This is a genomic window from Endozoicomonas sp. Z74, assembly GCF_057680865.1.
The window spans coordinates 1-18,265 of the sequence record NZ_JBLYZI010000036.1; the positions used below are offsets into that span (position 1 = coordinate 1).

15 protein-coding genes are annotated in these 18,265 nt (G+C 52.0%); 8 read left to right on the top strand and 7 right to left on the bottom strand.

Annotated features, from left to right (window positions below):
• The first annotated feature begins 415 nt into the window (after positions 1 to 415).
• Positions 416 to 622, top strand: a complete 207-nt coding sequence (locus ACNRUY_RS12255; protein ID WP_488111924.1) for a type II toxin-antitoxin system VapB family antitoxin — start codon at positions 416 to 418, stop codon at positions 620 to 622.
• Positions 619 to 1,026, top strand: coding sequence for a type II toxin-antitoxin system VapC family toxin (gene vapC / locus ACNRUY_RS12260; RefSeq protein WP_488111925.1), 408 nt, complete (start codon positions 619 to 621; stop codon positions 1,024 to 1,026). Before ACNRUY_RS12255 ends, vapC begins: the two co-directional genes overlap by 4 nt.
• A 163-nt stretch (positions 1,027 to 1,189) precedes the next feature.
• Here vapC and ACNRUY_RS12265 read toward each other — a convergent pair whose 3' ends face one another.
• The 3 genes from ACNRUY_RS12265 to ACNRUY_RS12275 all read right to left on the bottom strand — a co-directional run bounded on the left by ACNRUY_RS12265 (position 1,190) and on the right by ACNRUY_RS12275 (position 2,347).
• Positions 1,190 to 1,606 carry a type II toxin-antitoxin system VapC family toxin gene (locus ACNRUY_RS12265; protein WP_488111926.1) on the bottom strand — a complete coding sequence of 139 codons (417 nt, stop codon included), beginning with the start codon at positions 1,604 to 1,606 and terminating at the stop codon, positions 1,190 to 1,192.
• Positions 1,603 to 1,827 (bottom strand): FitA-like ribbon-helix-helix domain-containing protein, encoded by a 225-nt coding sequence (locus tag ACNRUY_RS12270; RefSeq protein ID WP_488111927.1) that lies wholly within the window; start codon positions 1,825 to 1,827, stop codon positions 1,603 to 1,605. Before ACNRUY_RS12270 ends, ACNRUY_RS12265 begins: the two co-directional genes overlap by 4 nt.
• A gap of 283 nt (positions 1,828 to 2,110) precedes the next feature.
• A complete protein-coding gene (locus tag ACNRUY_RS12275; protein WP_488111928.1) occupies positions 2,111 to 2,347 on the bottom strand; it encodes a type II toxin-antitoxin system Phd/YefM family antitoxin in 237 nt (78 codons plus the stop codon).
• A gap of 71 nt (positions 2,348 to 2,418) precedes the next feature.
• On the opposite strand from ACNRUY_RS12275, the gene ACNRUY_RS12280 reads away from it, so the two are divergent.
• The 5 genes from ACNRUY_RS12280 (at position 2,419) to ACNRUY_RS12300 (ending at position 10,031) form a co-directional block, all read left to right on the top strand.
• Positions 2,419 to 3,600, top strand: a complete 1,182-nt coding sequence (locus ACNRUY_RS12280) for a glycosyltransferase (protein ID WP_488111929.1) — start codon at positions 2,419 to 2,421, stop codon at positions 3,598 to 3,600.
• Between the two features lie 365 nt (positions 3,601 to 3,965).
• On the top strand, positions 3,966 to 6,113 hold the full coding sequence (locus tag ACNRUY_RS12285) for a capsule polysaccharide biogenesis protein (RefSeq protein WP_488111930.1): 2,148 nt from the start codon (positions 3,966 to 3,968) through the stop codon (positions 6,111 to 6,113).
• Positions 6,110 to 7,426, top strand: a complete 1,317-nt coding sequence (locus tag ACNRUY_RS12290) for a capsule polysaccharide biogenesis protein (protein WP_488111931.1) — start codon at positions 6,110 to 6,112, stop codon at positions 7,424 to 7,426. Before ACNRUY_RS12285 ends, ACNRUY_RS12290 begins: the two co-directional genes overlap by 4 nt.
• A 170-nt stretch (positions 7,427 to 7,596) precedes the next feature.
• Positions 7,597 to 8,193 carry an acyloxyacyl hydrolase gene (locus ACNRUY_RS12295; RefSeq protein ID WP_488111932.1) on the top strand — a complete coding sequence of 199 codons (597 nt, stop codon included), beginning with the start codon at positions 7,597 to 7,599 and terminating at the stop codon, positions 8,191 to 8,193.
• Between the two features lie 254 nt (positions 8,194 to 8,447).
• Positions 8,448 to 10,031, top strand: a complete 1,584-nt coding sequence (locus ACNRUY_RS12300) for a peptide chain release factor 3 (RefSeq protein WP_488111933.1) — start codon at positions 8,448 to 8,450, stop codon at positions 10,029 to 10,031.
• Positions 10,032 to 10,051: 20 nt separating this feature from the next.
• Here the strand turns inward: ACNRUY_RS12300 and ACNRUY_RS12305 are convergent, their stop codons facing one another.
• Positions 10,052 to 11,008, bottom strand: coding sequence for a hypothetical protein (locus tag ACNRUY_RS12305; RefSeq protein ID WP_488111934.1), 957 nt, complete (start codon positions 11,006 to 11,008; stop codon positions 10,052 to 10,054).
• Between the two features lie 322 nt (positions 11,009 to 11,330).
• On the opposite strand from ACNRUY_RS12305, the gene ACNRUY_RS12310 reads away from it, so the two are divergent.
• Positions 11,331 to 12,518: a CD0519/CD1768 family membrane protein gene (locus tag ACNRUY_RS12310; protein WP_488111935.1), complete on the top strand. Its 1,188-nt coding sequence runs from the start codon at positions 11,331 to 11,333 to the stop codon at positions 12,516 to 12,518.
• Between the two features lie 264 nt (positions 12,519 to 12,782).
• On the opposite strand, the gene ACNRUY_RS12315 is transcribed toward ACNRUY_RS12310, so the two are convergent.
• The 3 genes from ACNRUY_RS12315 to ACNRUY_RS12325 all read right to left on the bottom strand — a co-directional run bounded on the left by ACNRUY_RS12315 (position 12,783) and on the right by ACNRUY_RS12325 (position 18,187).
• Positions 12,783 to 13,415 carry a TetR family transcriptional regulator gene (locus ACNRUY_RS12315; RefSeq protein WP_488111936.1) on the bottom strand — a complete coding sequence of 211 codons (633 nt, stop codon included), beginning with the start codon at positions 13,413 to 13,415 and terminating at the stop codon, positions 12,783 to 12,785.
• Positions 13,416 to 13,610: 195 nt separating this feature from the next.
• Entirely contained in the window at positions 13,611 to 16,859 is a 3,249-nt protein-coding gene (locus tag ACNRUY_RS12320; RefSeq protein WP_488111937.1) for an efflux RND transporter permease subunit, read from the bottom strand.
• Positions 16,856 to 18,187, bottom strand: a complete 1,332-nt coding sequence (locus ACNRUY_RS12325; protein WP_488111938.1) for an efflux RND transporter periplasmic adaptor subunit — start codon at positions 18,185 to 18,187, stop codon at positions 16,856 to 16,858. Before ACNRUY_RS12325 ends, ACNRUY_RS12320 begins: the two co-directional genes overlap by 4 nt.
• Positions 18,188 to 18,265 lie beyond the last annotated feature (78 nt).

An 18,265-nucleotide genomic window follows, 5' to 3' on the forward strand; every position in this document is an offset into this window, starting at 1 on the left:
GATTAGTATGAATCATAAGGGTTACCTTTTTACGATTTAGATTTCAGTGATTTCACCCTCTATCTAAATCGGTAACCCTTCCCTTTTTTGAAGAGGGAATTGTCAGATCAGATCTGAACTAATGCAGTTGATTATTTCCCCATGGGTATTTTGAAAACCCGCACTACTTCATGCTCCTTCACAACCCCGGCTACTTTTTAGAACTCCGGGGTCATATATGGTCCGCCCTACTGACCCCGTCCTATGGGTTGCGGCATCCGCAGTTGAATGGCGGGTTTCGGGAGTACTTGGTGGGGTTGGATCTGGCAGCTGGAATTTGAAGCCGCACGGTCAGGCCACGCCTGGTGTTCACTTTGCTTTATTGTTACCACACGCTATTATTGATACACCATATAAATAAATAAAGGTGTATATAATGGCTTCACTGGTTCGCACAAACGTGGTTATCGATCAGGATCTGGTTAGCGAAGCTCTTGAATTATCCGGGTTAGGCACTCGTAAGGCGCTGATCCAACATGCTCTGGAGGAGTTGGTTCGCCGAAAAAAACAGCAGCAACTTCTCGAGCTTGAGGGTAAGGTTGCCTGGGAAGGTGATCTTGATCAAAGCCGTACTCTGCGATGACAGACTGCCTTGTGGATTCCAGTGTCTGGATTGATTTTCTTAACGGTCAGACCAACGCTCAAGTAGAGCAGCTTCGTGAGCTCTTGTTACTGGGGAGTGTCGCTACAACACCTGTGATTGTTATGGAAGTGTTGCAAGGCATCAAAAGTGATAAGGTTTGCCAGGATGTCCGTAAGAAAATGGATTGTCTGGCTAACTATTGCATTGAAGAGGAGCATTACATTTCAGCTGCTATGCTGTATCGAACATTACGAAAGAAAGGCGTTACGATTAGAAAAAGCGTTGACTGCCTGATCGCGGCAGTTTGCATTCACTATCACCTTCCCGTTCTTCATAATGACCGTGATTTCAGCCAAATAGCCGTACACTCCGGTTTGCTTGTCTTCCCACCCGATGTGAATTAGGAACCCAGGTGGTAACACCAGGGTCAGTTCTTGCACTTGCATTGTGCAAACTACAAATAATTAGAAGGAAATATTTGGGTCGTTTTCACCGATTGGTTAAAGGGGGTTAACAGCTTGGACGATTTTACTGCAGGGTTTAAACGCTTTAACTTTTCTGAACCCTTCAACGTTTTAACAGCCTTCCAGGCTCAATCGCAATATCTGGAAATTTGCTCAACAGTTTTTTATCCCAAGTGATCAGTGGGCAGTTTAAGGTTTCTGCCAATACCACAAACAGCGCATCATAGGCCGGATGTTTTGCATACGTGGCGACTTCCAGGGCTTTGAACCATAATCGCTCACTGCTGGTTACCGACGTTATGAGAGCTTCAGCTCTTTCGGTTGCCTGTAATGCCTGGTGCAGACTTAACTGTTGATGGGTTACCCATTGCCAGGCCACATTACAGAACTCAGCCCGGAACAGGTCAGGGACATGGATGTGTTCTGTTTTTTCCAATACAGCCAGGGCTTGCTGTCGGTGTACCGGCTCATTAAACAGTGCATAGGCAAAGACCATGGTATCAATAACGGCGTTTGTCATGGTCTACCTTCCTGTCTCCATGTGTCCATGTCTTTGGCTGAGGTTTCTGGCAGCTCTTTCCAGCTCTCTTTTATGGCTTTGATCAAGCCAGACTTTTGCTGATAGCGCGCTTCAAGCAATTCCCGTACTTCCTGCTCCATGGAGCGGTTACCTGCTTTGGCACTGGCCTTCAGCCGCTCGATCAACTCTTCTGGCAAGTTGCGGATAGTCAGTGTTGCCATGGTTACTATCTCCTTAAAATTAGGTGACCTATTATCGATGCTAGCACATTGCTAGCAAATAGGGTATTTATACGTTGAGGTTTAACCGCCGCTACGGGCGGGTTGGTCATCTTTTACAGGGTCGGTACAATCAGTGAATAAGGTTGAGCGTTTACACAGAATTATTTACAGGGTCTTCTAAACAGCCGCTTCTGCAACAATGTATTGAAGTTCCTTCGTCCATCGACACAGAGCAATACAGCGACAGTAATGGATTTATCACCCACTTCCAGCTCCTCATGGATCAGATAAATGATACGGAAAGGTTTTCTGACCAACTACCGGTATTCAGTGCCAGTAGCTTCAAGAGAGCGATGTTTTCCTGTAAGGTTTCGCAGCTATGGATATCCTGGATAACGGCTTTGGCTTCACCATTCAGGGTGATAATCAGGAGCTCCCGGTTCTTTTGAAGCGGGCTAGGCATTTCGGCGGAGTTTGCCTTAAGGTAACGGATGGGCTTGACTTGTTCTGAAAGTTTCATGGCCACCCCTTTCACAAAGGACTTAATTAAGGCTGAAAAGAGTCTAGCTTTTTTATCGCTTAACCCACCCAATGCATCAGGTCAAAACCTTCAATCCTTTCAATCCCGTTATGAGCATAGGCCTTTCCGTTATCATACCTTTCCGGGCACGGCCCGGTGATTCCGGCTGCCTTACTCGCCTGGATGCGGCCATTGGCTGCTTTACTGGTCAGCCTCATATTGAGGTCATCGTTTTCGATACAGGCCGGAAATCTGCCCGTCCGAAGCTAGCCAGCAGTCAGCAGAAAAACCTCCGCTATTGTCATGAGCCACAACCAGGCGTGTTTGCCCCCGGCCGGGTTCGAAATGCTGCGGTGATACAGGCAAGAGGGAAATATATCTTCCTGTTTGACGCGGATTTATTGATCAGTGCAGAGGTCATCCATCAGCTGCCCCACCTCATAAGCAAGCTGGAAACCGAGGGGCTTCAAGCGTTTCTAATGCTCCCTTGTCTCTATCTGTCACAACGATATTCATCCATTTTCGCAAGGGACTTTTCAGAGCCACACAGGCAACCAATGCTCTATCAGCAGGTGCTGGATTCCTATCTGCGAGGGAGAATATCGGAAGTGGATGGAATAGCCCTGGCATCGAGCTGCCTGATCATTCGTCGAGACTGGTTTATCGCTCTTGGCGGATTCAGGGATGCTTTTTCAGGCCATGGCTGTGAGGATTTTGACCTGATTCATCGACTGGCTGCTTTCTACCCTGTTGGCAAGAAGCCGGATGATTATCACCTGGATATCAAACACCAGTTTCCTGCCCAATATCAGGGCTTTCGCCGTTATTACAGTTATTACGCCCTGCCCCATCTACTGGAGGGCCATTTTCTTCTGCATCAGTGGCACCCAAGACCCTTGAACCGCGCTTACCACCGTAAACGTCAGGACAATGAAGCCCTGTTTGCCAGGGTGCTGTCGAGCCCTTCTATTGACCTCCCTCCCTCCCTGGACAGAGCTACTCCTGAAGAAGCTGTAGCTCCATATTTGCAGGCCTTTTCTTTCAACTCAAACAATGCCCTCCCCCCCTTTGATGATTTCATTCACCAACTTATGGCAGAACATGGTTATGATAAAAATGAGTATCCGGGGCTGTTCCACTGGGCAGAAGGAGTAGTAAGACCTTCAAGGGGGCTGCGGCGCAAGCTGCGAAAACTTATTCTGAATCCGGTTCAGTTTTTTCGGGATATGAGACGTAACAACAGATATTTATGAGAGTGAAATAACACGCTCAAAATTAGTTGGCATATCGACCTCTTTGCACATCGTGTTACACAGCTTCAGTTTGGAGCAATGACTCTCTGTTCGCCAATGATTATTCGAAGAAGCAGCCGGTTACAGAAAGCTCTTCTGGTCTTTTTAATCCCTCCCGTTCAGCAACAACTCGACAGGGTTTCAGCCTTCTATCAAAACGGATAACCAGTTCCCATTCGTGGATTTCCCTGATCGATTTTCTCATTATCCCCCTGTATAAAATGGAATACTCTCATGCGCAAGGTAAGCACCTCCTTACCTGTCAGTATTGACGGGGTCAACATCCCCACTCATTTACTAGAAAACCACAGAAGGGTGTTGATGGTTTGTCCGGATTGTTAACGGTTTCCAGGGGTATTGCCCAGTCTCCTGAACTCACTCAACTGCTGCAAGGCAGTCCGGTCAAATACCATGGACTCACGGCCGGATTTTCTCAGCAGAAAAACATCAAGGCAGTGCTCGGTTGGGGCAAAAAAACCAACACCCAAAAAGCAGAGCGCCTTGCAACCCGTCTGCAGCGCCCACTCTGGCGCCTGGAAGACGGCTTTATCAGTTATCTGGGGCACCCGGCATTAGGGGATCGTCGTTTTTCCCTAATCGTCGATAAAACCGGCATTTATTACGACGCAACCACCCCATCAGACCTTGAAAATCTACTGAATCAACCGGACTGGTTGACGCCTGAGCTGGAAAAGCGCGCCGGGGCATTAATTGCCAGAATCCGCGAGCACCGCATCAGTAAATACAACCATGAGCCCCTGGGTTCCTCCCCCCAGCTGATGGAAAGCAAGAACCTTAACAAAGTGCTCGTGGTTGACCAGACCTTTGGGGACTGTTCCGTCACCTTTGGCATGGCTGACAAGAACCGTTTTGGCCAGATGCTCCGGGCAGCTCTGGAAGAAAATCCGGAGTCTGAAATCTGGATTAAAGTACACCCTGATGTGGTTCTGGGCCGGAAAAAGGGCTATTTCGACCACCTTGTATGTAGTCTGAGCCACAACCAGAACCCACTAACTGCTGGGCAAGAGTTCTCTGAAAAAGACAGAAGCCGTATACGAATACTGTCGGACCCGATCAATGCCCAGTCCCTGTTTCACTGCTTCCAGTCCGTGTATGTGGTCACCTCCCAGCTGGGGTTTGAAGCGCTGCTCCATCAATGTCCGGTGGTCTGCTTTGGTGTCCCCTTCTACAGCGGCTGGGGGCTGACCGATGACCGAGCCTCCTGCCAACGCCGCCAGCAGCAACACACTATTGAGCGCCTTTTCGCCGCTGCCTGTCTGAAATACACCCGCTACATTGATCCGGAAACCGGTGCTCCCTGCCAGTTGGAAGCCCTTGTTGAACTTATTGCACTTCAGCGCCAGTACCAGCACCCGGAAGTGAATACCCTCTACGCAGTGGGGTTCAGCCTCTGGAAGCGGGCCTTTATCCGGCAATTTGTTGGGGGAATGGCACGGCAACTGGTGTTTGTTCGTCACCCAAAAAGCCTGAAGAAACGGTTGCCCAGAACGGCTGGCTCAAAAGGCCTGCTGATCTGGGGACGCAAACGGATGCCAGAAGGCATCGACAACCAGACAACACCGGTATGGCGGATGGAGGACGGTTTTATCCGCTCCTGTGGACTGGGAGCCGATCTACGCCGCCCCGCTTCTCTGGTGCTGGATAATCGGGGCATCTATTACGATTCCACCTGCACCAGTGGACTGGAGCATGCTCTGGAACACCTCCCCGTTAACGAAACGCAGACCCAACGTGGAGCCGGGCTGATCCAGGCTTTGCTTCGACAGCGCATCAGTAAATACAATTTAGGCGGTCAGTCCGACCCGGTGTTTGCCGGTGCGACCAGAAACCAGCGCCGCATACTGGTTCCTGGACAGGTGGATTCAGACGCCTCTCTTCGTTACGGAAGCCCGGTCATACAGAGCAATCTTGAGCTTCTCCGCCAAGTTCGACATTACATTAACGAGCATGATATTGATGCTTATGTCGTCTACAAACCCCATCCGGATGTCGTACAAGCCGGTCGTCAGGGGCATATCCCAGAAGCCGAGGTGCTTCAATACGCCGATCGCCAGGTCACCAGCGCGGACATTTTTGACTGCATCGCCCAGAGTGATGACGTCCATGTGATGAGCTCCCAGGCAGGCTTTGAAGCCCTTCTGCAACAGAAACAGGTTCATTGCTGGGGCCTGCCCTTTTATGCAGGCTGGGGCCTCACCCATGATCATTGCAACAGCTCACGCCGCACCCGGAAGCGCTCTCTGGAGGCACTGGTATTTATCGCCCTTTGCCATTACCCGCGCTACGTTCACTGGCAGACCAGACGTTTCACCACACCGGAACGGGTTATTAACGAGTTGGCCAGACAACGGACCCATCCCAAAACCTCTCCCATAAAAAGAGGCCGGGTCAACAGCTGGTTCGGCAGAAAAGTCCGAAAAGCCCGCTTTCTGCTGGAGGTACTCACTCAATGATGACCCATGCGCCCTCGAATACCACTGCAGATGCCGGAGATGCTGCAAAAACGGTGCTCTTTTTGCAGGGTCCCCTAGGGCCTTTTTTCCGGGAGCTGGCCAGGGAGTTCAGTGACTCAGGCTACACCACCCATAAGATCAACTTTAACGGGGGGGACCAGTGGTACGCAGGGGCTGATCACTGTGTTGACTTTCGGGGGGCTTTGACCGACTGGCCCGGCTATCTGGAACATTACCTGATCCGGCACAGAATCCATACGGTCTTTCTGATGGGGGACTGTCGGCACTATCACCGCATTGCCCGACCCGTCTGCGAAAAGCTCGGGGTGGCATTTATGGTGTTTGAAGAGGGGTACCTGAGGCCCAACACCATCACCCTGGAAGTCGGCGGTGTGAATGCACTGACCTCTCTGGATCTATCCAGCGCAGCACTGGCAGCAGCGCCTGCTGAACGGCTTTATTCCCCAGAAATCATGCCGCCCACCATGAAGCAACGGATCCTCTTCGCCTCCCTGTATTACTGGGCGGCCTTTTTCCAGCGCAAACGGTTTTCCCAATATCTTCATCACCGAAACTTCTCCCCGATCATAGAAGGTGCCCAGTGGCTTCGGGGAGCGGCCAGAAAGCAATTGTGCAAGTATCAGGACCGCCGGGTTCAGCAACGGCTGACAACCCAGCTCAGTGGACAGTTTTTCCTGGTACCCCTGCAAGTGCATGACGACTCCCAGATGCTCTACCACAGTGATTACGATTCCGTGGAAGCGGTGATCAAAGAGTACATCCGCTCATTTGCCAACCACTCAAAACCCGGGGATGCACTGGTGTTCAAGCACCACCCCATGGATCGGGGGTATACCCACTACCGGGATTTTATCAACCAGATCGCTGCCCAGTCCGGGCTGGAAGGGCGGGTGCTTTACTGCCATGACGTCCCCCTTCCTGAGCTTTACAAGCACGCTAAAGGGGTGGCTACGGTCAACAGCACGGTGGGGTTATCGGCACTGCTGCATTCACTCCCGGTCAAAGTCACCGGACGGGCCTTTTACGATATTCCCCGGCTCACTTCCCAGTGCTCTCTTGACCAGTTCTGGCAACACCCGGAATCGGTTCACTCCGGGCTCTTTGATCGCCTTCACAACCTGCTGTTCCGGGAGAGCCAGATTAATGGCAGTTTTTTTGCAAAACTGCCCCTGAGCTGCCGGAATGCACGGCTTTTTTATGAAGCATTGCTTGTAAATTCCCAGAGGTCAGGAACACCAGTATCTGCGAGTCAATCACCTCATTCAGGGAACCCGGATAAACAGGCAGCCTGAAGGGCTGCTTTGTCTGTTTGAGGCAAGAGACCAGGCTGAATGTCCACAACCCTCCACAAAAAATGTCTTTTTTCCTCCCATTGCCAGAAAACTCCTCAATACTGAAAAGGTATCGCATGAGCCAAGCCGTACCGCGATTTCCTTGAATCAATCAGTAAGGAGCTTGAACAATGGAGAAGGGATTTCTCCGCGGTATGGCTTTCGCGTTTGCGCTGTCCCCCGCCTCTTCCTTTGCCCTGGACCTGAAACCCGATGGGGCCTCTTTTGGCTATGGCCAATACCTTCACAGTAAAGCCAGACTGGACGATTACCGGGCCAGCCTGCGCTGGAGCTGGAATCACAACTGGCTGAAGCCCAACAACACCTGGGCATTAACCGGTTATTCAGACCTTGCGGTGAATTACTGGACCAGCCGCCTGGGCGCTGAAGACAACCCGAGCCCTGATGGCGCCGGGCACATTACAGCCGTGAGTTTCGCCCCGGTGTTCAGGCTGGAGCATCTAACCAACAACACCCTGGGAGTGTTTCTGGATGCCGGCATTGGCCTGAGTTATCAGTCGAAAAAAGACATTGAGAAGAAAAACAAATCCCCCATCAATATGGGGGGCAATACCCAGTTTGAAGTTCGAACCCTGATGGGCACCCGGTTTGGCCTCAGAAAGCAGTATGAAGTCTCTGCGGGCTGGTTTCATTACTCCAACGCCAACCTCCACTCCCAGAATGAGGCCCTGGATTTTATTGTGATCCAGATGGGCTACTGGTGGTAATGCACCGTTTTTAATAGCCTTTCTCCCGTGTTGCCAGAGTGACTGGTAACACGGGTTATCAACCCGCCATCCGTGACATTCCCCGAAGAGCCTGAAGAAACACCGGACAAAACCCCAGATCAACTTGCAGTTGAGCCGGTGATTTGGATAATTCACTGCACTCAAACGTCAAATCATTTTGTACACATCCTTTTTGTGTATTCATTGCATGAAACTGGTGGCCAAAATAGACGCGTAACCATTCGGAAACCAACATGTCCACCTCAATAACAACAGAAGTCGGGAAAAGGCGCACTTTCGCCATCATCTCGCACCCTGATGCCGGTAAGACCACCATTACCGAAAAGCTCCTGCTACTCGGGGGTGCCATTCAGCTGGCCGGTACCGTCAAAGGCCGTAAAAGCGGCCGTATGGCCACATCCGACTGGATGAAAATGGAGCAGGAGCGGGGTATTTCCATTACCACCTCGGTCATGCAGTTCCCCTACCGGGAACGTACCGTCAATCTGCTGGACACCCCCGGGCACGAAGACTTCTCGGAAGACACCTACCGCACCCTGACCGCGGTGGACAGCTGCCTCATGGTCATCGACGGAGCAAAAGGGGTCGAGGACCGCACCATCAAACTGATGGAAGTGTGCCGACTCCGGGATACGCCCATCTTCACCTTTGTCAACAAAATGGACCGTGAGGTCCGGGATCAGATTGAGGTGCTGGATGAAATTGAAGACATCCTGAAAATCCAGTGCGCTCCGATCACCTGGCCCATTGGCATGGGCAAGAACTTCAAGGGTGTCTACAACCTCTACACCGACACCATCCATGTCTTCACTCCCGGGCAGGCCAGCGTTATCCCGGACGATATCCAGATCAAGGGCCTGGACTCGGATGAAGCACGGGAACTGCTGGGCGACCTCCACGAAGACCTGTCGGAAGAAATAGAGCTGGTTCGCGGCGCCAGCCATGAGTTTGACCTGGAAGCCTACCAGGCAGGCCGAATGACCCCGGTCTTCTTTGGCACCGCCCTGGCCAACTTCGGGGTTCGGGAAATGCTGGATGACTTTGTCCAGTGGGCACCCTCCCCTCTCCCCCGAAAGACCGATGAAAGAAGCGTCGCTGCGGATGAAGACAAATTTTCAGGTTTTGTGTTCAAGATCCAGGCCAATATGGATCCCAAGCACCGCGACCGGATCGCCTTCCTTCGTATCTGCTCCGGAAAATACACCCGCAATATGAAGATGAAGCATGTCCGTATCGGCAAGGATGTAAAGATTGCCGACGCAGTGACCTTCCTGGCCGGTGACCGGTCCCATGTGGATGAAGCCATCTCCGGAGACATTATCGGCCTCCATAACCACGGTACTATTCAGATCGGCGATACCTTCACCCAGGGCGAAATCGTCAAGTTTATGGGCATTCCCCACTTTGCCCCGGAACTGTTCCGCCGGGTCCGCTTGAAAGACCCACTCAAGCTGAAGCAGCTGCAGAAGGGCCTGCAACAGCTGTCAGAAGAAGGGGCCACCCAGCTGTTCATGCCATTGAACAACAACGACCTGATTCTCGGTGCGGTGGGTGTCCTTCAGTTTGATGTGGTTATGCGACGGCTGAAAGATGAATACAAGGTTGAGGCCATGTACGAACCCGTCAACGTCAATACCGCCCGCTGGGTTGACTGCGATGATGATCGTAAGCTGGATGAGTTTCGACGCAAATGTGCCGACAACCTGGCAATAGACGGCGGTGGTTATCTGACCTACCTGGCACCTACCCGGGTAAACCTCTCCCTGGCAGAAGAGCGCCACCCGGATATTGAATTCCGTACCACCCGGGAGCATTAAGCTCCCCTCAGCAGAGAGTTTCAATCCATGGAAAGCTTTTCCAGATTGATACTCTCTGAAAAACCACTATCAAAACGATCCTCATCACTCTCTGAAGTTTCGATTTTGACATCAGGCTGAACCAACTCCCTTTCAATTCTAAGAACCACAGTCGGTAACGCCTCCAAGGTTTTATCCCCCTGTTTATGACGTATGGCCCAACGGCCCATGGAGTCCCCGGGAATAGAAGCAATGTCCAGGCGGGTCATTGGAACTTTAAAGAAGGGCTTAACACTTGCTCCATACAGAGACATAACCAGTCTTTCCTGGTCTCCAAGCCCAGTTTTTTGATGATTCATTCTTCCTGCAAACAGGCTCCATTGTCCATTGTAAGGACGAATTAAAATTTCAATATTGTAATCTTCCAGCTGAAACCAATAATAAAATCGACCACCCAAAGGTGCTCTTGCTGTTGGCCAGTAAAATGTGGCTCCATCCAGCTTCAGAGGATAGGAAGTGCCTCTCTGATGCATCACAATATTACCAACAACACGGGTATTTATAGACGTATGCCGCTCCTGCAACAGTTGACTTTTTTCCATATCAGTCATCTGAAGTGTTCGTTGCCCGAATAACCTTCCCTCAAACCACTGGGGTTCATCATCAACCAGAATAAAGGCATCCTCAGGCGCTTCCCGATCATAACTGACAGGCCGCTCGGGTGGGTCGGAATCACCGTCCCCCCCCTCTTCTACAATCATCCAGCCACGCACTTCTCCAGCCCCATCCCTAAAGTGAGCCGTTGCCTCACTACTTGCTTCCCCGCCTTTTACTGACTCATTCTGATCACCATTTCCATCCGGCTCGTTACCTCCACCCCACTGTATTAACAAGGCCTTATGAAAAGGCAACAGAAAACTGCCTACAGCTGAGTCGTCTCGTAGAAAGATAAGCAATGGAACCACAGGAATGAGAATTCCCGCCTTGTAAAGCCCCATAGCCCCCTCTTCTGTCCCATGAATTAAATGTAAATTTGGAAAGACGGGCCCTGGAAAAGAAAACAGAAAAGCCATTAATGGGATCAATAGCGCTTTACATCGAATGTATTCCATGAACGAAAGTCCTAAAAAAAGCCTCTAATTTGAATTTTATACTCGGCAGTTATTCAAAATAATTCTGAGTATAGACATTCGGCTTTGAGCTGTATTTCAAGGTTTATTCCCCTCCGGCTGTTCCGGTTTTTTTCACTGATTTATACCAATACCGCATAACCGGAAAATATTGTCTAATCTATAGATTCTGCCCCCGCCCGGAGTTTCCATGAGTGAAGTTGTCTCTACCAAGGCCACCAGTACTGCTAATGTTCGCCAGGTAATCGAACCCCTGGTGCTGCTGTCCGTCAGCGGCCTCCTGTTTGGTTATATTGGCCATACCATGGGAGTAACCAACCTGTTCAACACTCTCTTTAACACGGCTCATCAGCTTCTTCTGAACACAGTGCTGTTTCTGATGGGTATTACGGTGCTGGCGGGAGCGGTCGGTCGTCTGTTGATGGAGTTCCATGTCATCTCCCTGCTGGAGAAGCTGCTGGTGCCAATGATGCGCCCCATCTTCAACCTTCCCGGGCGCGCCGCCATGGCAGCCATGATGACGTTTTTCTCCGATAACCCGGCCATCATTGGACTGGCCAGAGACCATCGCTACAACCGGTCATTCAAACCCTACGAGATCATTTCCCTGACCAATTTTGGCACGGCCTTTGGCATGGGGCTTATCGTCATTACCTTTATGGCTACCCTGGAGACCGGTAAAAGCGGCCAGACGTTTTTTGCACCTGCCATGATCGGTTTTCTCGGAGCCGCCATTGGAGGGATTATCTCTACCCGTTTGATGCAACGCCTGATTCGTAATGACCCACGAATTCATAAACTGGATCTTGAGGAAAATCACAGCGACCTGCTGGACGAACACTTTACTTCCGACCCGGTCTGGCTGAGATTTCTGAACGCCCTGCTGGATGGCGGTAAAAGCGGGGTAAAAATGGGCGTGGCGATTATCCCCGGCGTTCTGATCATCAGTACCTTTGTCATGCTCCTGACCTTTGGCGCCCCTCAGGGGGGGTACACCGGAGCAGCCTTTGAAGGGGTTGCCCTCCTTCCCTGGCTGGCTGCTCACCTGTCCTGGCTTTTTGAGTTCCTGTTCGGGTTCAAGCATCCTGAACTGGTGGCATTTCCCATCACTTCACTGGGGGCTGTGGGTGCGGCTATGTCGCTGGTGCCTAACTTTATCAGCCAGGGCATTATCAGTGGCAGTGATATTGCCGTATTCACGGCCATGGGCATGTGTTGGAGTGGCTATCTGAGTACCCATACTGCTATGCTGGACTCCCTTGGTTACCGACAACTCACGTCCAAAGCCATTCTGGCCCATACCGTGGGTGGTATCTGTGCCGGCGTCGCCGCCCGTTATCTCTATCTTCTTCTGGCCCCCATGGTAGGGCTGGGATAAATGTCCTTGTTGCGCTTCGCAGCAGCAACCTGCGTAAGCTGGTAGCCTGAATGCTTCCGAAAAATCCCCCGACGCCTATCAGGTTACGCCTTCAAAAGGCTTTTTCCCTACCCCACAGGGAGAAGGCTTTAAAAGCTTGCTCCGCCTAACCCCCTCTCCCTCTGGGAGAGGGCCGGGGTGAGGGAAAACGATCAAGATCAGCGACCGAAGTCTTCTGTATAACCATGGAAATATCTCTCCCATAGCCGATTACCTAAAGATTAATTAACACAGGCCTGAACCAATCTGGTGCGGTTTCGCCCGAAGGCCATCAAAAATCACTTCTGCAATTCTGTCCCCCTCCAGCTCAAGGTCAACGGTTTCTCCTACACAAAGCCATCGTTCTATCACCCCCTGATAATAACCACTGGCGACCAGTGAAGCGGCTTCTGCAGAGATGTCCTCTCTTAACAGCCCCCGTTTTTTTGCCCTTTTCATCAGGAGCGTCACCTGCCGTCGGCTTTGCAGACAAAACTCATTCCAACGCTCAATCATCTGCAGGTCAAAGGCCGCCTGCTGACTGATGCGGCAGATCTGTTGAAACTGAAGGTTGGTGGCCACTTCCTTCAATACCCGCTTTCCCAGCTCACTGAGCACCCTCAGAGGATCTTGTTCATCCGCTTCAAGCTGGGCAGCAAAATACTGGTCCAGTGGGTCAAACACTTTTTCCCAGAGGGCTTCCAGCATCTGGGCCTTATCTTTGAAATGCCAGTAGATCGCCCCCCGGGTCACTCCCGCAGCAGATGCCACCTGGGCCAGGGTCACATTGGCTATTCCCTTTTCACTGAACAGAGCCAACGCTGTTTCCAATAGCTGGATCCGGGTTTTTTCAGCGTCTTCTTTCGTTCTTCGAACCATAATTTCCCTCACCCCGGCCCTCTCCCAGAGGGAGAGGGGGTTAGGCAGTGCATACTTTTAAAGCCCTTTCCCTCTGAGAGAGGGGGTTAGGCGGTGCAAACTTTTAAAGCTCTCTCCCTCTGAGAGAGGGGGTTAGGCGGTGCAAACTTTTAAAGCTCTCTCCCTCTGAGAGAGGGGGTTAGGCGGTGCAAACTTTTAAAGCCCTCCCCCTCTGGAAGAGGGAGTTTGGCAGTGCAAACTTTTAAAGCCCTCTCTCTCTGGGAGAGGGTCTGGGTGAGGGCTAAGCTCGGCAGTACAGTCATTCTCTGAAAAACGTGTTTCAGGCGTCAGAAGTAAATAAAGGGCAGGCACCACCACCATGGCAAACAGAGTAGAAGCAACCAGCCCAAAGATGATGGCCATACACAGGGGATACCATTGGGGGTCACTGCTAGCCAGGGGAATCAACCCCAAAACTGTGGTCAGGCTGGTACTGATCACCGGACGAAGGCGGTCAGCCGCTCCCCTGGCCGCTGCTTCAGCAACCGACATCCCACTGTGTCGATGCTGGTTCATGGTTTCAATCAGAACAATCCCGTTATTCACAGCTATGCCAGCCAGGGAAACCACACCCATCAGCCCAATAAACGACATGGGTATATTCACGAGAAAATAGCCGATAAAGGTACCGGTCAATGCCAGGGGTACCACCAGAAGAATAATCAGGGGCTGACGCATGGAGTTGAACACCAGCGTCAGCAGAACAAAGATCATGCCCATGGCCAGCATCAGAGCGCCCCCCATGCTGCCATAACTCTCATCCGTGGACTCCATCTCACCCGCCAGCCGGTAGTCATAGCCAGCAGGCCAGGACTGTTTCATTTTTTCCAGGTGGGGAATCATGGCCTTCATGATAGTTGTTGCCGTCTCGCCTTCAGAACGGGCCTGCACCGTCACCGCTCTCTGCCCATTGGTATGCACAAACACCTGGGGAGCAGCCATCAGCTGGTAATCAGCCAAATCCAGAAAAGGCACTCCCCGGCCATCCTCTGTAATCACCCGCATTAGCTGCATTTCTGCCAGGTGCCTTGGACTGCCAAGATCTCCGGCGCGGCTTGGCCACTCCATACTGATGCGAATGTCCGGGTCATCCTGAATGCCCGCCACCTTGAAACGCCCGAAGTCGTCTTCTTCCATGGCCATACGCACCTGCTGAGCGACACTTTGCTCGGATAATCCATGAAAACTCAGCCGCTCCGGAAGAAAATGAAAACGGATCTCCCGGTGGGCCGCCCCCAGGTTATCCCGGACGCCCTGAACACCGGGTATCTGCGACAACTGTCTTCGGACATCCGCTGAAATATCCCTCAGCACATCATAGTCTGCCCCCACCAATTCAATCTGAACCGGCGCGGCATTATAGGGGTTGCCTCCCACATGGGTGAGAAACATTTCAAGGCCCGCCTCGTTTTTCAGCGCCTGATCAAGCCCGGCACGAATGTCGTCCAGGTAATCAAAAGAGAAGCGGTCCCGGTCTTTCCGGGGAACCAGTATCAGGGTAAACCCCACCTGATTGGTGGCCTTTGCCGGTAACAGGGACTCATTCAGAGAACTGGTGGTCACCGGGCTCTTTTCCCCCACATAGGCGATGGTTTTCTCAACCCAGGGCTGCTTTCGCAAATATTCCCCGGCCAGGTCCGCCACCCTCTGGGATTGGTCCAGGGTGGCATCTGGCCCCAACTGTATTGCCACCCCGATTTTGCGGTCATCACTTTCTGAAAACATCATGACTGGCAGTTTTCCTGCCGCCACCAGGCTCAGTGCAAACAGGCCGAAGGCTCCTGCTACCCAGCAGCCCGCAACGAGGCGACTCTTCAGGACAGCACCTGACAGCCAGTTACTGAGCCGTACACGATACTTCCTGCTCAGTCGATCAATCATCAGTTCCCTGGTACGACCGGAGTCCTTCTCAAGAAGATATCTTGAAAGGGGGATACAAATGACAAAAGCGACAACAATACTGACCAGCAGGCTGATGGTAATAGTCAGTGGCAATATACGAATAAATTTACCCGGAATACCTCCCACCATCATCAAAGGTACCATGGCCAGGATAGTGGTCAGTTGTCCGGCAGTGGCCGGCAGAATAAACGTCTTCACGGTATCAAGGGCTGCTTCTGAGAAAGACTTTTTTCGTACGTACAGTCCTTCATGCATGCCCTCCATTACCAGAATAAAGACATCCACCAGCAAACCCAGAGCCAGCACCATGCCCACCATAATGGTTGAATTGAGGGTATAACCAAGAATGGCCATTCCGGCCAGGGTTGCCAGCAGGGTCACGGGCAGGGCGATCCCGGCAATCAGGGCCTCCCGCCAGGTCAGCAGAAACATCAAAACCGCAAAAACGATGATCACGGCCTGAATCATTGAGCCGGAAATCTCTTCAAAGGCCAGCTCAATCAGTTCACCGTCGTCGGTTACCCGGGTCAGGGTCAGTCCCTGAGGCCAGATGCTGTCTCCGGTCACTTCCGCCACTAACTGTTCCGTCGCAGCAATAACAGCAAAGCTGTCTTCACCGGGTCGTTTAGTCACATCCAGAGTGATACCCCGGGTAAACGGGGCGTTATCCAGACTGAAATAATTCCGGCTTTTTTCCCGGTCCAGCCTCAGGCTGACATCGGCGATTTCCTGCAGTCGAACAGGCCGGTTATCCCCCAGCCGGGTAATGGGCAATTGCCTGACCTTTTGCACACTGTCAAACCGCCCCGCAAGATACAGGGTAAAGGTGCTTTCACTGCTCTCAAACTCCCCCCAGGCCATATCTTCGTTGGCGGCCTGCACCCGATCCCGGACCTGTAACGGAGAAATGCCAAGCTCCCTTAATTTATGGGATTTAAGTCGTATATGCAGGCTCTTTTCCCGGAGCCCCCCAAGGTTTACTTTCTTGACCGTGGAAATGGCTTCAAAACGGGACTCCAGTCGTTTGGCCACATCCGTCAGCACCAGATCATCCACATCGCCGTGCAAAACCCAGCTGATTACCGGCATATCGGCAACCGACATCTCTTCGATTTCCGGTTTTTCAATCCCGCTGCCCACCGGAAACTCACTTTCCGCTTTATCCACTTTCGCCCTGAGCCGCTGAAGAGCGTCCGCAACCGGCATATCGGCATCAAACTCAACCGCCACCACTGAATAAGAATGGTAAGAACCACTACTGAACGTCTTCAGCCCTTTGACACTGCGGATTTCATCCTCAAGGGGTTTGGTGACCTCTTTTTCCACCTGCTCCGGAGCCGCCCCGGGCCAGGAGACCGTCACCAGCGCCTTGGGAATTTCCAGATCCGGATAGTTTTCCCGAACCATCGAGTTATAGGACAGAACCCCGGACAGCAGAAATAGCCCCAGTAACAACCGGGCAAACAGGGTTTCCAAAAACAATTTGCGGTTTAACCACTTCATTGCCCGCCCCCTGCCTGACTGCTTTCATTTTGAACCGCGAGTTTCTGGCCCACTAACTCAACCTGGCTGCCCCCGGTCAGCAGGTGCTGGCCTTTAACCACGACCCGATCGCCCTCAGAAAGCCCCTGGATAACTTCAATATTCAGTAACCCCTGCAAACCCAGCGTCAGCCACCGCTGCTGGACACGGTCATCACTGCCCACCACAAAAACAAAGGGCCTGCCATCTCTGAACGACAAAGCCTGCCAGGGCAGAGTCAATGCCTGCTCCCTGCGCTCTGTTGCTATCCAGGCCCGAACAAACATTCCATCCTGAATAGCGCGGGCATCCCCGGAAGTTCTAACCTTCACCAGCCTTGAACGACGCTGGAGACTTAATGCCGGGCTGACAGACCATACCTGCCCTTTAACAATACCGGGATGATCAAAATCAGAACCCACTGCGTCATAAAGCACCCGGTCATCCTGGGCCAGAAAAACCCACTGCCCCTCCCGGATCGAACCCGCTTCGGCTTCGGAGACTTCCAGCTTTATTTCGTAACGGCTGTCGTCAACCACCACAATGGCACTGGTGGCCTCACGTTCTTTACTGGAGCTGATACCGGCAGGAGGGTAGTAATAGTTATCCTGCAGGACATTCATGGCGGTGATCACTCCGTCAAAAGGCGCAAACAGGCTGGTTTTCTCCAGATTGACCGTGGCCCGGTTCAAATCCGCAGCAACGCCTTTTTCTTCCGAAATGGCCGCCTGCAGGCTGCTTTGGGCCGCCTCAACCCCCACCCGGGCATTGAGCATGGCGGTGCGATAGCGGTCAAACTCATCTCGTGATACCACGCCCTTGCTATAAATCGCCTCAATTCGGGCAAAATCCTGCTCTGCCTGTTTCTGGTCATTCAGGGCCATGTTGACCCCGGCTTCCGCTTCTTTTTTTCTCTCCCTGGCCGACTGCAGCCGGGCTTCCAGGGCCAGAACCTCTGCGGTATTTTCCCGGTTATCCATTCTGGCCAGCATCTGTCCGAGACGCACATCATCGTTGGGTCCAAACACCCGGGCCCCTTCCCGTAACATTGAGCCATCCGCAAGACTGCCAATGTGAACCACTTTTCCCGGCTGCTCAAAATTCAGATAGGCTTTTTGCAGCGCCTCAACCGTTCCTTCAGCAAAGGCCCAGGCTGACAACGATCCAGGCTGAACCTGGAGGGTTTCCACTCGAACGGGGGATATTTCATGAACAACAGGGGCGCCCTCTCCCGGGCCATTAAGCCGGTAACCGGCCAGTGCCAGAATGGCCAGCACCCCGAAAGCTACAACTATTTTTCTGGTTTTCATGGGCTTCTACTTATTGGAATGGCAAATCATTTTGACTGCAGTTTACATACATACATGAATGCTTGTAAATATCCTGTA